Annotated in this window: 13 protein-coding genes; 5 read left to right on the forward strand and 8 right to left on the reverse strand. The window is 42.4% G+C overall.

Features of this window, described 5'->3' with window-relative positions:
- Positions 1-335: 335 nt before the first annotated feature.
- The 4 genes from asnB to nagA form a co-directional block, all read right to left on the reverse strand.
- Positions 336-2,000, reverse strand: coding sequence for an asparagine synthase B (gene asnB, locus QQK21_RS05585; RefSeq protein WP_284191206.1), 1,665 nt, complete (start codon positions 1,998-2,000; stop codon positions 336-338).
- A 226-nt stretch (positions 2,001-2,226) separates the two neighbouring features.
- Positions 2,227-3,813 (reverse strand): cation:proton antiporter family protein, encoded by a 1,587-nt coding sequence (locus QQK21_RS05590; RefSeq protein WP_284191207.1) that lies wholly within the window; start codon positions 3,811-3,813, stop codon positions 2,227-2,229.
- A gap of 78 nt (positions 3,814-3,891) precedes the next feature.
- The gene (nagC, locus tag QQK21_RS05595) at positions 3,892-5,106 is read right to left on the reverse strand and encodes a DNA-binding transcriptional regulator NagC (protein WP_284191208.1); all 1,215 of its coding nucleotides are present in this window, start codon (positions 5,104-5,106) and stop codon (positions 3,892-3,894) included.
- A gap of 2 nt (positions 5,107-5,108) precedes the next feature.
- Positions 5,109-6,245: an N-acetylglucosamine-6-phosphate deacetylase gene (nagA, locus tag QQK21_RS05600; RefSeq protein ID WP_284191209.1), complete on the reverse strand. Its 1,137-nt coding sequence runs from the start codon at positions 6,243-6,245 to the stop codon at positions 5,109-5,111.
- Between the two features lie 477 nt (positions 6,246-6,722).
- On the opposite strand from nagA, the gene nagE reads away from it, so the two are divergent.
- Both nagE and glnS read left to right on the forward strand, forming a co-directional pair.
- Positions 6,723-8,210 carry an N-acetylglucosamine-specific PTS transporter subunit IIBC gene (nagE, locus tag QQK21_RS05605; RefSeq protein ID WP_284191210.1) on the forward strand — a complete coding sequence of 496 codons (1,488 nt, stop codon included), beginning with the start codon at positions 6,723-6,725 and terminating at the stop codon, positions 8,208-8,210.
- Between the two features lie 252 nt (positions 8,211-8,462).
- Positions 8,463-10,133 carry a glutamine--tRNA ligase gene (gene glnS, locus QQK21_RS05610; RefSeq protein ID WP_284191211.1) on the forward strand — a complete coding sequence of 557 codons (1,671 nt, stop codon included), beginning with the start codon at positions 8,463-8,465 and terminating at the stop codon, positions 10,131-10,133.
- A gap of 97 nt (positions 10,134-10,230) precedes the next feature.
- Here glnS and fcrX read toward each other — a convergent pair whose 3' ends face one another.
- The gene (gene fcrX / locus QQK21_RS05615) at positions 10,231-10,677 is read right to left on the reverse strand and encodes a ferric iron uptake transcriptional regulator FcrX (RefSeq protein ID WP_284191212.1); all 447 of its coding nucleotides are present in this window, start codon (positions 10,675-10,677) and stop codon (positions 10,231-10,233) included.
- Between the two features lie 207 nt (positions 10,678-10,884).
- Here fcrX and QQK21_RS05620 point away from each other — a divergent pair, with 207 nt between their 5' ends.
- Positions 10,885-11,391, forward strand: a complete 507-nt coding sequence (locus QQK21_RS05620) for a DUF4442 domain-containing protein (protein ID WP_284191213.1) — start codon at positions 10,885-10,887, stop codon at positions 11,389-11,391.
- Positions 11,392-11,427: 36 nt separating this feature from the next.
- Here the strand turns inward: QQK21_RS05620 and fldA are convergent, their stop codons facing one another.
- The 3 genes from fldA to QQK21_RS05635 all read right to left on the reverse strand — a co-directional run bounded on the left by fldA (position 11,428) and on the right by QQK21_RS05635 (position 13,090).
- The gene (fldA, locus tag QQK21_RS05625; RefSeq protein ID WP_284191214.1) at positions 11,428-11,961 is read right to left on the reverse strand and encodes a flavodoxin FldA; all 534 of its coding nucleotides are present in this window, start codon (positions 11,959-11,961) and stop codon (positions 11,428-11,430) included.
- A 50-nt stretch (positions 11,962-12,011) separates the two neighbouring features.
- Entirely contained in the window at positions 12,012-12,233 is a 222-nt protein-coding gene (locus QQK21_RS05630) for a DUF2788 domain-containing protein (RefSeq protein WP_284191215.1), read from the reverse strand.
- A 92-nt stretch (positions 12,234-12,325) separates the two neighbouring features.
- Positions 12,326-13,090, reverse strand: a complete 765-nt coding sequence (locus tag QQK21_RS05635; protein WP_284191216.1) for an alpha/beta fold hydrolase — start codon at positions 13,088-13,090, stop codon at positions 12,326-12,328.
- A 141-nt stretch (positions 13,091-13,231) separates the two neighbouring features.
- Between QQK21_RS05635 and seqA the strand changes: the two genes are divergently transcribed.
- Both seqA and pgm read left to right on the forward strand, forming a co-directional pair.
- Positions 13,232-13,774: a replication initiation negative regulator SeqA gene (gene seqA, locus QQK21_RS05640; protein WP_284191217.1), complete on the forward strand. Its 543-nt coding sequence runs from the start codon at positions 13,232-13,234 to the stop codon at positions 13,772-13,774.
- A gap of 87 nt (positions 13,775-13,861) precedes the next feature.
- The gene (pgm, locus tag QQK21_RS05645) at positions 13,862-15,508 is read left to right on the forward strand and encodes a phosphoglucomutase (alpha-D-glucose-1,6-bisphosphate-dependent) (RefSeq protein ID WP_284191218.1); all 1,647 of its coding nucleotides are present in this window, start codon (positions 13,862-13,864) and stop codon (positions 15,506-15,508) included.
- The last annotated feature ends 40 nt before the right edge of the window (positions 15,509-15,548 follow it).

A 15,548-nucleotide genomic window follows, 5' to 3' on the forward strand; every position in this document is an offset into this window, starting at 1 on the left:
TTGAAATATCTGCAATATAGTGATTTATCAGCGTCATTTATGGTTTGGGTATAACCGCTTGAAAAATAGGTGTAATTAACTTTGTTACTAATGCGTGTATTTTTAATGAAACTAAGTTTTCAAATTTGAGTCTCGTGTTTTGACACTTCTCTGTCACTTCGGTGTGTTTTCTTTGATAGTGATTGTTGTGCTGTGTTAAATGTCAATGCTTATTTATAGCGGTGTGATGCTTGGTAGATTAACGCTAAGAAATCAGTAGCTCATTGATAATATTTGATATTATTACCATCGAGCTACTGAGTGCTCAATAAAAAGTGTTGGAACTTATGCTTTATTTAGTAAGCGTCGTTATGCACGGTTTGAACGGCTCTGCCGGATGGATCGACACAGTTTTTGAACGACTCATCCCACTCAATCGCTTTGGCTGACGAGCAAGCGACAGAAGGCCCTCCGGGGACACATTCTGCTGCCGAGGGAAGAGGGAAGAGCTCTTCGAATATTTCTCGGTAGACATAGCCTTCTTTTGTAGTAGGCGTATTGTATGGGAAGCGGAATTTCGCGGTTTCCATTTGTTGATCGGTCACTTTACTCTCTGCGACTTCTTTTAGTGTATCTATCCAGCTATAGCCCACACCATCCGAGAACTGCTCTTTTTGTCTCCATGCGATGGAGTCTGGTAAGTAGTGTTCAAAGCACTCACGTAGAATGTGCTTTTCCATTTTTCCGTTACCACACATTTTATCTTCTGGATTTAAACGCATTGCAACATCAATAAATTCCTTATCAAGGAATGGTACTCTCCCTTCGACGCCCCAAGCAGCTAATGATTTGTTGGCTCTGGCACAATCAAACATGTTGAGTGCCAGTAGTTTACGCACCGTTTCTTCGTGAAATTCTTTTGCGTTTGGTGCTTTATGGAAATAGAGATAGCCACCGAAGATTTCATCTGCACCTTCACCAGATAAGACCATTTTTATGCCCATGGCTTTAATTTTACGTCCCATTAGGAACATGGGGGTTGACGCGCGGATTGTGGTGACATCATAAGTTTCGATGTGGTAGATGACATCACGAATCGCATCAAGGCCTTCTTGAATGGTATACGTCATTTCGTGGTGCACAGTACCTATTTTTTCAGCCACTTCACGAGCAGCTTTGAGATCGGGGGCACCTTCAAGACCAACAGCAAATGAATGAAGCTGAGGCCACCAAGCTTCCGATTTTTCGTCGTCTTCGATTCGCATCGCCGCAAAACGTTTGGCTATAGCCGAAGTGATGGATGAATCCAGGCCACCAGATAACAGGACGCCATATGGAACATCGGTCATCAACTGACGCTTAACTGCTGCTTCAAGTGCGGCTGCCAACTCTTCCTTACTGGTGGTGTTGCCTTGGACCGCCGCATACTCATTCCAATCTCGAATATAGTAACGCTGTGGTTCTGCGTCTTTAGAGCTGTAGAAACAACCTGGGGGGAATTCGCTAACGGTTTTACAAACGGGTGTTAATGCTTTCATCTCTGAAGCAACATAATAGTTTCCATGTTCGTCGTATCCTTGATAAAGAGGAATAATACCAATGTGATCACGACCGATGAGATATTGATCTTTCTCCTCATCGTATAGAACAAATGCAAAAATGCCGTTTAACTCTTCAAGTAGATCCTCACCCATATCTTGATAGAGAGCTAAGATCACTTCACAGTCAGAGTCGGTTTGGAAATCGTATTTACCTTGGTAGCGTGCTCGTAGCTCTTTGTGGTTATAAATTTCGCCATTGACCGCTAAAATGTGTTTTTTGTCAGGGCTGTACAAAGGTTGTGCGCCACTGTTTAGCCCAACGATCGCAAGACGTTCATGAGCGAGAATGGCTTTGTCAGAAGAATAAATACCAGACCAGTCTGGCCCGCGATGACGAAGCTTTTTGGACATTTCGAGTGCGATAGGGCGTAATGTTTGAGCATCACTTTTTATGTCGAGAATACCGAAAATAGAGCACATAGGATTTCCTTGATCAATCTTTTTAACCTGTTAGCTAAAATCTGCCATTTTGGTTAAAAAAATCAATAATAGATAACAAAAAAATTTATATAAACCACTTGGTACTAAATATTATCTATCAAATTTGATTTTTAATTAAAATTTTTCTAATAGTGGGTGTTATTGTAAACAAAATGGGAATTAAGTCAGTAAAGGCAGTCAGATGACTGCCCGATAAATGAAGACTCTATTGCGGTGTAAATTGAGGTTTTAATTGATCACAAACGTGTCTGGCGAAACCGATGCCCGCCTCACTATAGATATTAAAAGCCGCATCTACCCCGCCTTCGACTAAACTGTCTATCTGATCTGGATAGGCTGCAATAGCCGCAATTTGACCACTAAAGCGTCTTTGTTTTAATTGCTCTAAAGCGATTTGATTACCCTGATGATTCGGCATCGCAAGCAAAACTAACTTGACATTAACCGTATCCAAAATTCTTTCCCAGAAGTCCGGGTCTGTGGCATCTCCTGATATGACATTACGGCCTTCTCGTTGATGCTCTTCGGCGGCATCTTCTCTCACTTCAATGCCTAAACTGATTTTCCCATAGCGATTGACCAATTCATCATAGGCCCCCGTTCCTATTCGGCCCATACCGAGAATTAGTACTTGAGCATGGCCTGGATTAATTAACTTATCACGGACATTGAGCCTCTCCGCTGCGTGTTCTTTCAGCCAGTGCGCTGAGCGTCGGTACAATTCATGCCCTTTGCGGTTTAATGGAGACGAGATAACAAAAGAAATTGATACGGCAATTGCCAAAGCAACTAGCAGGTCGCTGCTCAGCCAACCCAGCTTAAACGCAAGACCACCGACAATTAGGCCAAACTCACTGAAGTTGAACAAACTTAGTGACGCCAGCAGTGAAGTTCGCACTCTAAATTTAAAGGCGTTAAGTACAGCAAAATACAATGCACCTTTTATGGGTAATAGGATCAGAAAGATCAAGGCTAAGGCTAACCCTGTCAGTGTTGGTTGAACAGCCAAGCCAATATTGAGGAAAAAGCATACCAGCAAAAGCTCTTTTATGTTGAACAAGGCTTTGGAAAGTTCCGACGCTTTGTCGTGACTGGCTAAAAGCATACCAAGTATCAAGGCGCCTAAGTCAGGCTTCATGCCGACTAATTTGAACAGACCCGCGCCCACCACTAATGAGAAGAAAATTCCAAATAAAACCAGCATTTCTCCGTGTCCGACCCAATCAAGTATTTTGTAAAACAACGGGCGTATTAACGGTAGGGCAAACAATATAATGGCGTACCAATGAGGAAGTTTGCCTGTAGAGGCGGTAAGAAAGATCACGGCGAAAATATCCTGCATGACCAGAATACCTATGGCGATGGTGCCATAAGTCGCGTTCATCTCACCTTTTTCTTGTAAGGTTTTGACCGCAAAAACCGTGCTTGAAAAAGAGAGTGCGAAGCTTAGCAACACAAGCTGCTCAATCGACATATTGACGAGAGAGCTTATACCAAGAAACTTCAAACACATCAGAGCTAGGCAAAAGATCAACGTTGAAAGCAGGTTATGAATGCTTGCACCAGCCCAGATTTCTTTGGACAAGAGCGTTTTTACATCCAGTTTTAGCCCAATAGTAAATAACAGTATGGTCACACCGAGGTCGGCGAGAGTCACTATGGTTTGGTTGCTTTCAAACCCAAGTCCATGAAGAGCAAAGCCCGCCAGAAGAAACCCAACCAGTGGCGGTAAGTGACATTTGAGGCTAATAAATCCGGCAATAAAAGCGCCAGTGAGTAGAATAAGTTCCATATAAATTGAGTCTTATACAATTAAAAACGGGTTACCTATGTAACCCGTAAGTGTAACTTATGATGGAATATATGAGGTTCAATCTTCAAGTAATTTTTGCAATAACGCGCCATTAAGCATTGCACGCTTTATCATAGAAAAGGCACCTAATGTCGGCTTTTTATCAATTTCAGAGGCGACGATTGGGAGCTTATTGTGGAAAGTCGTTAAAGACTGACTTTCCACATTGCGTTTAATGGCTGGAAAAATAATGTTCTCACATTGGGTAATGTCGCCAGCAATAACAATTTTCTGAGGATTGAATAAGTTAATAGTAATTGCGATTGCTTTACCAAGCTGATTACCCACTTGGACTAAGCTTTGTTTGGCAAGCTCATCACCCATATTGGCGTGCTCGCAGACATCTTGTATGGTTAAACTTTCCTTCTCACTTAACGTTGATTCATAACCTTGTTTGATGAGCTTTTTAACTCGCTCAACTATGGCTGGATTAGACGCTACGGTTTCTAAGCAGCCAAAATTACCACACTGGCATTGTTCACCAAGAGGATCAATCTGAATGTGGCCAATTTCACCGACATTGCGGTTAAAACCAAGAAAAACTTGCCCATTAACAATAATGCCTGCACCAGTGCCTCTATGAACGCTGACTAGAATGGAATCTTGACAGTCTTGGCTAGCGCCGAAATAGTGCTCTGCTAAAGCCATTCCGCGAACGTCATTGCCAACGAAACATTGGACGTGAAAACTATCTTCTATGAGCTCTGCAAGTTCTAGATTATCGACAGTGATATTGGGCATGTACTCAACAACGCCTGTCTCAGGATTTACAAGGCCCGGTAACACAATACCAATAGCAATAAGTTGATTAATAATTGCTTGATTAGATTGAATAAAATGTTTGAGATAGCGAGTGAGTCCTTCAACCAACTCAGTTTGAGTGGTGTAAAAAAACTCTTGGTATTCAGAAACCAGCTCTCCACCGCCTAAGTTGTAGAGGCTAAATTGAATGTAATCTCTTCCCAAGCGAATGGCGACCGAGTGAAATGGTGCCACTTCAGTCGTAAGCGAAATTGCTCGTCGGCCACCTGTTGAAGCTTGCTGGGCGACCTCTTTGATTAAGCCTCGCTCTAGTAATTGGCGGGTGATTTTTGTAACACTTGCTGGTGCTAACTGGCTAATATCGGCGACTTGAATTCGCGATATCGGACCTTGTTGATCGATCAGTCTATAAACGGCTGCACTGTTTAGCTGTTTTACTAAGTCTACATTACCTATTTGTCCGCCATTCATTCTCAATTTTGCTCATATTGTCCGTTAACAACTGTCGCTTGAACGTTGAAGTCACGATCAAAAATGGCCAAGTTTGCTATCATACCTTGCTTTATAAGACCGAGTCGGTCATCGACTCCTATTGCTCTTGCAGGATATAAGCTTGCCATTCGTAGTGCTTCGTCCAAAGCGATACCGACATACTCTACTGTATTTTGGACCGCTTCAATCATGGTCAATGCGGAGCCACCGAGTGTGCCATTTTCATCTACACACTTGCCATTGCGGTAATATACTTTCTTACCAACAAAAATAAAGGAATCGATGTTTGCACCTGCAGGAGCTGTGGCATCTGTCACTAATACCAGTTTTTCACCTTTAATTTTTTGAGCAATTCTGATGTTGGCGTAGTCTACGTGGAAGCCATCGGCAATAATCCCCGCATAAACTTGAGGCGTATCGTAAATCGCCCCGACCACACCCGGTTCGCGTCCTTCCATAGGAGCCATGGCGTTAAATAAGTGGGTGGCGAAAGTAATGCCTGATTCAAAACCTTTGCGAGCTTGGGCATAGGTCGCATTCGAATGCCCGATTGATACTACTATCCCAGCTTGTGTGAGGCGCTGAATATGTTCAGCACTATTGCGTTCTGGTGCCAATGTTACCTTAGAAATGACATCGGCATTATCACAGATAAGGTCGATCATCTTATCATCTGAAGGGCGGATATAGTCGACATTATGGATGCCCTTTTTTTCCTTATTCAGATAGGGCCCTTCAAGGTGAAGTCCAAGAGACTGATTCTGATATTTGGCGTGATATTCTCGAGTTGCTTTTATCGCTTGAATCATGTCTTGATCGGATGAGGTAATCAAAGTAGGGAGGTAGCTAGTGCAACCTGATTTCAAATTGGCTTGGTGCATGATATCCAGCGTTTCAGAATTGATCGCATCGTTGAACATAACACCACCACAACCATTGAGTTGCAGATCGATAAAACCTGGGCTTACGTTGGCTCCCTTGAGATCAATGACTTTTATATTTTGCGGGATGTCGGCTTCTCGGCACACGGCGCTAATCATCTGATTTTTGATCACAACAGCGTGACGCGTCAGAATGTCGTTACTGGTGAATATTTTACAATTAGTTAGCGCATACATGGTTCGCGAATCCTCATAGATCTGATGTTATGCATTCATCACTATCGTTGACATAAAGATGCATAAATTTCTCACTTTATTTGTGAGCTGTAATTAGATGAAGCTTACCGAAAGCAAGGGAGTGTAACCGATAATAGAACAAGGTCATATATCCATATGAAACTCACTTAATATCTTGCTATTTATAGCTTTTATACAGATATTGATTGAACAATTCCATAGGATCTATTGTTATTGAAAAATAACGTATAGCCTTACTCAAAGGTGCTTATCCTGTCATTTTTTCGAATTGTAAAATAAGTTTTATGATCTTGCTAGCAAAAACCTTAATCTCGCTCCGATTCTGGTGATAATTGTCACAATTGATAAGGTTTAAATTTGCAGGGCGAAATTAAAGTCATACACTGGAGAGACTAAATTGAGCGGCTAAAAAAAGTCGTCTAAACCAAATATAAAATCCTATAGGGGGAACTGACGGTGAATGTTCTAGGATATTTTCAAAAAGTAGGTAAGGCGTTGATGGTACCCGTCGCAACGCTTCCCGCCGCAGCAATATTGATGGGTATTGGATATTGGATAGACCCGACAGGGTGGGGGGCAAATAACGCTTTTGCGGCTTTTTGCATTAAAGCAGGAGCTGCAATTATCGACAATATGTCCGTACTTTTCGCTATAGGTGTGGCGTATGGCATGTCTAAAGATAAAGATGGAGCTGCTGCCTTATCTGGTTTTGTCGGCTTTCTTGTGGTTACCACTTTGCTTTCTCCCGCAGCTGTGTCTCAAATTCAAGGTATTGATTTAAATGCAGTGCCCGCCGCATTTGGCAAGATCAACAACCAATTTGTCGGTATTTTGGTGGGTATTGTATCGGCAGAGCTCTACAATCGTTTTTCAGATGTTGAACTTCACAAAGCCTTGGCATTTTTCTCAGGAAAACGTTTAGTGCCAATCTTGACTTCATTTGCGGGTATCTTCATTGCTTTTATTTTGATGTATGTTTGGCCTTCGGTTTACGGTGGTTTGGTGAGCTTTGGCGAGTCGATTCAAGGAATGGGTGAAGTGGGTGCCGGCATATATGCATTTTTTAACCGACTTCTGATCCCTGTCGGCCTTCACCATGCACTGAATTCGGTTTTTTGGTTTGATGTGGCAGGCATAAACGATATTCCTAATTTCCTTGGCGGAGCAAAATCCATTGCTGAAGGTACTGGTGTTATTGGTGTGACTGGTATGTATCAAGCTGGTTTCTTCCCTATTATGATGTTTGGTTTACCAGGCGCTGCGCTAGCGATTTACCATACATCGAAATCTAAGAACAAAGAAAAAGTTGCATCAATCATGATTGCTGCAGCCTTCGCCTCTTTCTTTACCGGTGTGACAGAGCCACTAGAGTTCTCATTCATGTTCCTAGCACCGTTACTTTATGTTTTGCACGCCGTGCTAACAGGAATTTCGGTGTTTATCGCAGCGTCAATGCACTGGATTGCGGGTTTTGGTTTTTCTGCTGGCCTTGTCGATATGGTTCTTTCTTCTCGCAACCCACTGGCGGTTAACTGGTATATGTTGATTGTTCAAGGTTTGGTGTTCTTCTGCATCTACTACCTTGTTTTCCGTACTGTCATCGTTAAGTTCAACCTTAAAACGCCAGGTCGTGAAGATGATGATTCGTCCGAACTAGTGGCGTCAGGAAGCTCGTCTGAGCTAGCTAAGCAATATCTTAAAGCACTTGGCGGGCATGAGAACCTGACTGCAATTGATGCTTGTATTACGCGTTTGCGTTTAACAATTAAAGATACCAGCATAATTAGCGAGTCAACACTCAAAAGCCTTGGTGCTATGGGGGTAGTTAGATTGGGCTCAAATAATGTGCAAGTTATCTTAGGTCCTTTAGCTGAGATAGTTGCGGGTGAAATGAAGAAAATACCTAAAGACGAAGATCTATCTTCTGTCGTGATCCCGACTTAGACCATCTTTTGATACTAAAGCCTCCTTCGGGAGGCTTTATTGTTTTTAGTCCGTAATCCTTATTGGCATCAAACTCTAGGCCATTTTGAGTTAGATTGGTAAAAATGAGCCAATATTTACTAATAAACGGTAGGTTGTAGTTGTGTAATGGCTAAGAATTGTGGATTATTAGGCGCTATATGCAAACAGCAGGAGCTTTGCCTTCTGCTGACTATTTTTCTGAACAATACTACAACCATTGAGGTGCTATAGATGAGTGAAGCTGAGGCTCGTCCATCGAACTTTATTCGCCAAATCATAGATAAGGATTTAGCGGATGGTAAACACACTAGCGTGCATACTCGTTTCCCACCGGAACCGAATGGTTACCTACACATAGGTCACGCCAAGTCAATTTGCTTAAATTTTGGTATTGCTCAGGACTATCAGGGTAAATGTAATCTTCGTTTTGATGACACCAATCCAGAAAAAGAAGACGTAGAATATGTTGAGTCTATTAAGAATGATGTGAGCTGGTTAGGCTTTGAATGGGATGGTGAAGTGTGCTACTCATCAAACTATTTCGATAAGCTTTACGGGTTTGCGATTGAATTAATTGAAAAGGGCTTGGCGTATGTTGAAGAGCTAAGTCCTGAGCAGATCCGAGAGTACCGGGGGACTTTAACCGAGCCGGGCAAGCATAGCCCTTACCGCGAACGCAGCATAGAAGAAAACTTAGCGTTATTTGAGAAAATGCGTGCGGGAGAATTTGCAGAAGGTTCGGCTTGTTTACGTGCGAAAATTGATATGGCCTCATCATTTATGGTGATGAGAGATCCAGTACTGTATCGAGTACGCTTTGCTGAGCATCATCAAACGGGCGATAAGTGGTGCATTTATCCTATGTACGATTTCACCCATTGTATTTCTGATGCATTGGAAGGCATTACCCACTCACTATGTACATTGGAATTTCAGGATAACCGCCGACTGTATGATTGGGTTTTGGAGAATATTACGATTGATTGCCAGCCGCATCAGTATGAATTTAGCCGCCTAAACCTAGAATATACTGTGATGTCTAAGCGTAAGCTAAATCAGCTAGTTACTGAAAGCTTAGTCGACGGTTGGGATGATCCACGTATGCCAACGATTTCCGGTCTGCGTCGCCGTGGTTTTACGCCAGGCTCTATTCGTGAATTTTGTAAGCGTATCGGTGTTACTAAGCAAGATAACATGATCGAAATGGGATCGCTTGAGTCGTGCATTCGCGATGACTTGAATGAAAATGCCCCGCGAGCGATGGCGGTACTCGATCCTGTTAAAATCGTGATCGAAAATTTCGAGCAAGGGAAGATAGAGCAACTTACGGTGGCAAATCATCCAAATAAACCTGAAATGGGAGAACGTAAGGTTCCATTTTCTCGTGAACTTTGGATTGAACGTGAAGACTTTCGTGAAGAAGCCAATAAGAAGTATAAGCGCCTTGTTTTGGGTAAAGAAGTGCGTTTGCGTGGTGCATATGTGATTAAAGCTGAACGTGTTGAAAAAGACGCTCAAGGTAACATTACGACAATCTTCTGTTCATATGATGCTGATACTTTAGGAAAAAATCCTGAGGACGGGCGTAAAGTTAAAGGGGTTATCCATTGGGTTTCTGCTGAGAAAGGTGTCCCAGCGGTAATTCGTTTGTATGATCGTTTGTTTACGGTGGCAAACCCAGCTGCCGCGGAAAACTTTACTCAAGTCATCAATCCTGAATCTCTTGTTGTAATGAAGGGATATGTAGAGCCGAGCTTGGTTGATGCTGAAGCCGAAACAGGCATTCAGTTCGAACGTATGGGATATTTTTGTGCAGATGCAAAAGAATCTAAGCCCGATGCGTTAGTATTTAATCGTACTGTTGGATTAAGAGATACTTGGGCCAAGATTGAAGCTAAGTAACTTGATAAGTTAAATCGATGAAAAAAACCATACAAAAGTATGGTTTTTTTATTTCTTAGTTATCGCTACACAGTATGTAAGAGATTTCTGTTAAGCCTCACTTCTTGCTGTGAGCGCTTGGGTTCTCTTTACAATTGCCAGCATTACATTTTCCGTATAGATATAAGCTGTGGTTGGTCAGAGTAACATTGTACTCGGCAGCGATTTGCTTTTGTCTTTCTTCGATGATTTCATCTGCAAATTCAATGACCTCACCACAATCTAGACATACTAGATGGTCGTGATGGTGCTGAGTTGATAGCTCAAATACTGATTTCCCACCTTCGAAATGGTGGCGAGTTACAATACCCGCATCATCAAATTGGTTGAGAACACGATAAACCGTGGCCAAGCCGATTTCTTCACCAAGATCTATCAGTTTTTTATACAGGTCTTCGGCACTGATGTGTTGGCATTCAGGCTGCTGTAGTACTTCCAAGATTTTTAACCTTGGCAAGGTGATTTTAAGACCAGCGTCCTTTAGAGCTTGGTTGTTGTCCGACATAAAAATTCCCGTTGATTCGCTGCTGCAATGAGCAGAATTCACTATTGTTACCATTATAGGGCAGTAGAAGGTAACAATAAACCACGAAGTTCAAAGGGTTACTATTATTATTTTCATAACCTAGTTTAACATCACTGAAGAAACTCATTAGACCAGTTACAATTGATTAACAATGTATCGAAGACAATGAAATTATGGAATAAATACATGAGTAAAGCTGTGGCTAAGTTATACACTCCGAAGATCGTTAAATTTGCCTTGAATGTATGGCCACCTTTTTGGGGGGCTGGAATAAAAATTTTATCGATTAGTGAGGATTTTCGTCAGGTTAGGGTAAAACTAAAGCTTCGTTGGTGGAACAAAAATGCCAATCGCACTCAGTATGGCGGGAGTATTTTTTCGTTGACTGATCCTATTTATTGCCTGATGTTACTAGGGATATTGGGAGATGGTTATTTTGTGTGGGATAAACAAGCGAGCATCAACTTTATCAAACCGGGTCATAGCGATCTTTATGCTGATTTTATCATTACGCAAGAAGTGTTGGATAGCATTCTGCAAACAACGGCTAGCGGAGATAAGTCGTTTCCTGAGTTCGTAATTTATGTTAAAGACAGTGATGGGAATGTCGTATCTGAGGTGCAGCGTAAGTTATATGTGCGCAAGAAACCTGAATATCGGAATCAACAGGAAACAGAAAGACATGTGGCATGAAAGGCCTCCGTATGAGGCCTTTCCATATTCGAGGTGTTAGCCTTCTAGCTCTGCTAAGCACATTTCTTCGTGTATTTGTTTACACCAATTTGTGACGCGTTCATTGGTGAGTTCTGGTTGGCGATCTTCATCGATACACAGACCAACAAATAAACTATCGTCACCTTCCACAAGGCCTTTCGATGCTTCAAATTCGTAGCTCTCAGTGGATGTATGCCCTAAAATGGTTCCACCTTTGGCTTCAACAATATCGCGCACTGTGCCCATAGCGTCACAGAAGTATTCTGCATAATCTTCTTGATCGCCGCAGCCAAAAATAGCAACAAGCTTGGTTGAGAAATCAATTTGCTCAAGCTCTGGGAAAAAGTCATCCCAGTCGCACTGAGCTTCACCGTAATACCAAGTTGGAATGCCCAAAAGCAACAAATCGAAGTTATCAATGTCTTCTTTGCTGCTTTTAGCGATATCTTGTACGTGAACTAGCTGCTTACCTAGCTGTTTTTGAATCATCTTTGCAACAGCTTCGGTGTTACCTGTGTCACTGCCAAAGAAGATGCCTACACTTGCCATAAATTCGTTACCTTTACCGTTTTGTGTTGTGGCTTAATAATCAGGGGAATTTAACCTAGCCCTGTGCCTTCCCAGCTTAATTGAATCAGGCCTTTGGTGATAAAGCCTGCACAGCCAAGAAACAGCACGAGCCAAACAATACGACGACCAAACGGGGGGACATTCCCAGCTTTGAGAACATCTTTTATAGCCATACCTATTAAGAAAAAGATAGACGCAAAAAGCAAGTCGAGTCCGATTGACTCCAGTATGTTCATATAGTCGTATAGCATGGAATCCCTTTATGCCAAATTACTTGCGCCGAACTATACCATTGTTAAAAGGTAAAGTTAACGGCTATAGATAAACGAAGCTCATTATATGATTATTGAATAAATTTAGTAATTGCGCGCAATACTTCCTGTGGTTTCTCTGCATGTAGCCAATGACCAGTGTTAGCAATGATATGTGCCTTGGCATTTGAAAATTGTTTTTGTATGTCAGTTTGGTATTCGCTAGCTAGGTAATCGGAGTTTCCTCCTTTGACAAATAAAGTGGGGGTGTTGATAGTATTGATAACTTCCCAGCCCAATATGCTCCAATAGTTTTCGCTCAGGCTTGTCACATTGAAGCGCCACTCAAAATATTGCCCATTGTTGTATAACGACTTACCTAGAAATTGTCTTACCCCTTCCAGCTCGATATTTTCGGCAAGAATTTCCATCGCGTGTTGGCGAGATGTCGGCTTGTGGTTAAGTACGGCATTGAGGCCATTGAAGACGTTGTCGTGGCGTCTTTGTGAGTAACTAACCGGTGCCATGTCGAGTACAATGAGCTTATCAACATCAGATTGAGCAAGTTCTGCGAGTTTCATTGCAACCTTCCCGCCCATTGAGTGGCCGATCAATGTATAGCGTTTTATATCTAAATGCTGGAGTGTTTTAAGCACATCTTGAGCCATAAGTTGGTAGTTGTGCTGAGTAGATTGAAAAGAGAGTCCATGGTTGCGAAGATCCAAGCTAACAACCTGATAATGATGGCGCAATTCTCTGCTAAGTAAGCCTAAGTTATCCAGATTACCAAATAAACCGTGCAGTAATACGATTGTGTGGCCTTCGCCTTCGATTTTATAGTTCAGTAGTTGTGACATTTTTCTATATTCGTGACTGATTTAACGTAGTACCTCATTCGGTCATGAATCTGCTTTGCATAACAGATCTGAAACTCGCATATTGAGGGGAGTTGGGTATATAATCCCACAGAGTTTAATCATAGAGATTGTGAAAAGCGAATGAAAACAATTGAGGTTGATGAGGATCTATACCGTTATATTGCAGGTCAAACCCAACACATTGGTGAAAGTGCTTCAGATATCTTAAGACGCCTTTTGGATGTTGACGTTAAAGCGCAGCAACCAACGCCGATGCAAGCAGCGGTTCGGGCGAAAGGAATTGTGGTGAGCCGAGACGCGTCAAAAGAAGAGAAAATTGATAGCGTTAAAGCGATGCGAACTTTGCTTATTTCAGATGAATTTGCAGGTCTTAAAAAAGCGATTGATCGGTTTATGTTAGTGCTTTCAACGTTGAATCGAATCGATCCTCAAGGGTTTTCAGAAGCGACTCAAGTGAAAGGGCGTAAACGAGTTTATTTTGCGAATAATGAGCAAACTTTGCTCGAAAGTGGTAACACGACTAAGCCAAAAGCAATCCCGGGTTCACCTTTTTGGGTGATAACCAACAATAACACAAGTCGTAAGCGTCAAATGGTCGATCAATTGATGGCAAGGATGCAATTTCCTGCTGATTTGATTGAGAAAGTGACTAACTCAATCTAATCACTCTTGATTCCTAACCTCATAATATTCCGTTTTTCGAGTATTGTGAGGTTTGTGATTTTTCCGGCTGTATAAAGGATGTCTACAATGGCGATACACCCTCGCGCAGGAACAAAAGCACAGCAGCAAGATCTCTGTAATATTCCTGAGCTCGTTTCAAATTACTATCTTCTGCAACCTGACCCTCACAACCCTAACCACAACGTTAAGTTCGGCACTTCAGGCCATCGTGGTACATCTGGTAAGTACACATTCAATGAGGCTCATATCTTAGCTATTACTCAAGCTATCGTGGATGTGCGAGCCCAAAATGGTATTGCTGGCCCTATGTTTGTTGGTAAAGACACTCACGCGCTCTCAGAACCCGCTTTTTTAAGTGTTATTGAAGTTCTAGTCGCTAATGGGGTGGAGGTGATTGTTCAGCAAGAAAATGGTTACACGCCAACTCCAGGTATCTCTCATGCTATTTTGACCCACAACCGAGTCAATTTGGCGAAAGCGGATGGTATTGTTATTACCCCGTCTCATAATCCACCACAAGACGGTGGCATAAAGTATAACCCGCCCCATGGCGGGCCTGCTGAAGGTGAACTGACGAGAATAATTGAAGAAAACGCTAACACGTTAATCGCTGGAAAACTTGTGAGTGTCAATCGGGTATCTATTACGGAGGCTAAGTCATCAAAACTGTTTCTTGAGCGTGATTTAATCACTCCCTATGTGCAAGATTTGACGAATGTCGTTGATATGCAAGCGATTAAGAAGGCAAATCTTAAGATAGGAGTGGACCCTCTTGGTGGTAGTGGTATTGAATATTGGCGCCAAATCGCGACAAGCTATGAATTAGATTTAACGTTAGTGAATGAAGACATTGACCCTTCTTTCCAGTTTATGTGTCTGGATAAAGACGGTGTCATTCGTATGGATTGTTCTTCACCATATGCAATGAGTGGTCTTCTTGCTCACAAAGATCACTTTGATTTAGCATTTGGTAATGATCCAGACTATGACCGACACGGAATTGTTACTCCCGATGGTTTGATGAACCCTAATCACTTTCTTGCAGTTTGTATCGATTATTTGTGCCGGCATCGCCAAGCTTGGGGAGAGACAGTCGCGATAGGGAAAACACTCGTATCCAGTGCCTTGATTGATCGTGTAGTGACGGACCTCGGCCGAGAGCTATGTGAAGTGCCAGTGGGCTTCAAGTGGTTTGTTGATGGCTTATACAAGGGCAAATTGGGGTTTGGTGGTGAAGAAAGTGCAGGAGCCTCATTCTTACGTATGGATGGCTCACCATGGTCAACAGACAAAGATGGCATTATCCTTTGTCTGTTGGCAGCAGAAATCACAGCTGTGACAGGGATGAACCCCCAAGAGTATTATCAGAATCTTACTGTTAAGCATGGAACTTCTTACTATAGCCGCCTTCAAGCAACGGCCAATGGTGTGCAAAAGGAAGTGTTAGAACAGTTATCACCTGACAGGGTGGCAGCCCAAGAACTCGCGGGAGATAAAATTATCGCTCGTTTGACTCATGCACCCGGTAATGGGGCGGCGATCGGGGGGCTAAAAGTCACGACAGAAAATGGCTGGTTTGCTGCTCGTCCTTCGGGGACCGAAGATATTTATAAAATATATTGCGAGAGTTTCAAAGACACCGAGCACTTAAAGCGTATTGAACGAGAAGCGCAAGAAATAGTGGATCAGGTGTTTAAAAGTATGGGGTTGTAAACCTAGTTCAAAAAGGGTTAGCTGAAAATAGCTCACCCTT

The organism is Vibrio zhanjiangensis (genome assembly GCF_030161235.1).
Taxonomy (GTDB): domain Bacteria; phylum Pseudomonadota; class Gammaproteobacteria; order Enterobacterales; family Vibrionaceae; genus Vibrio; species Vibrio zhanjiangensis.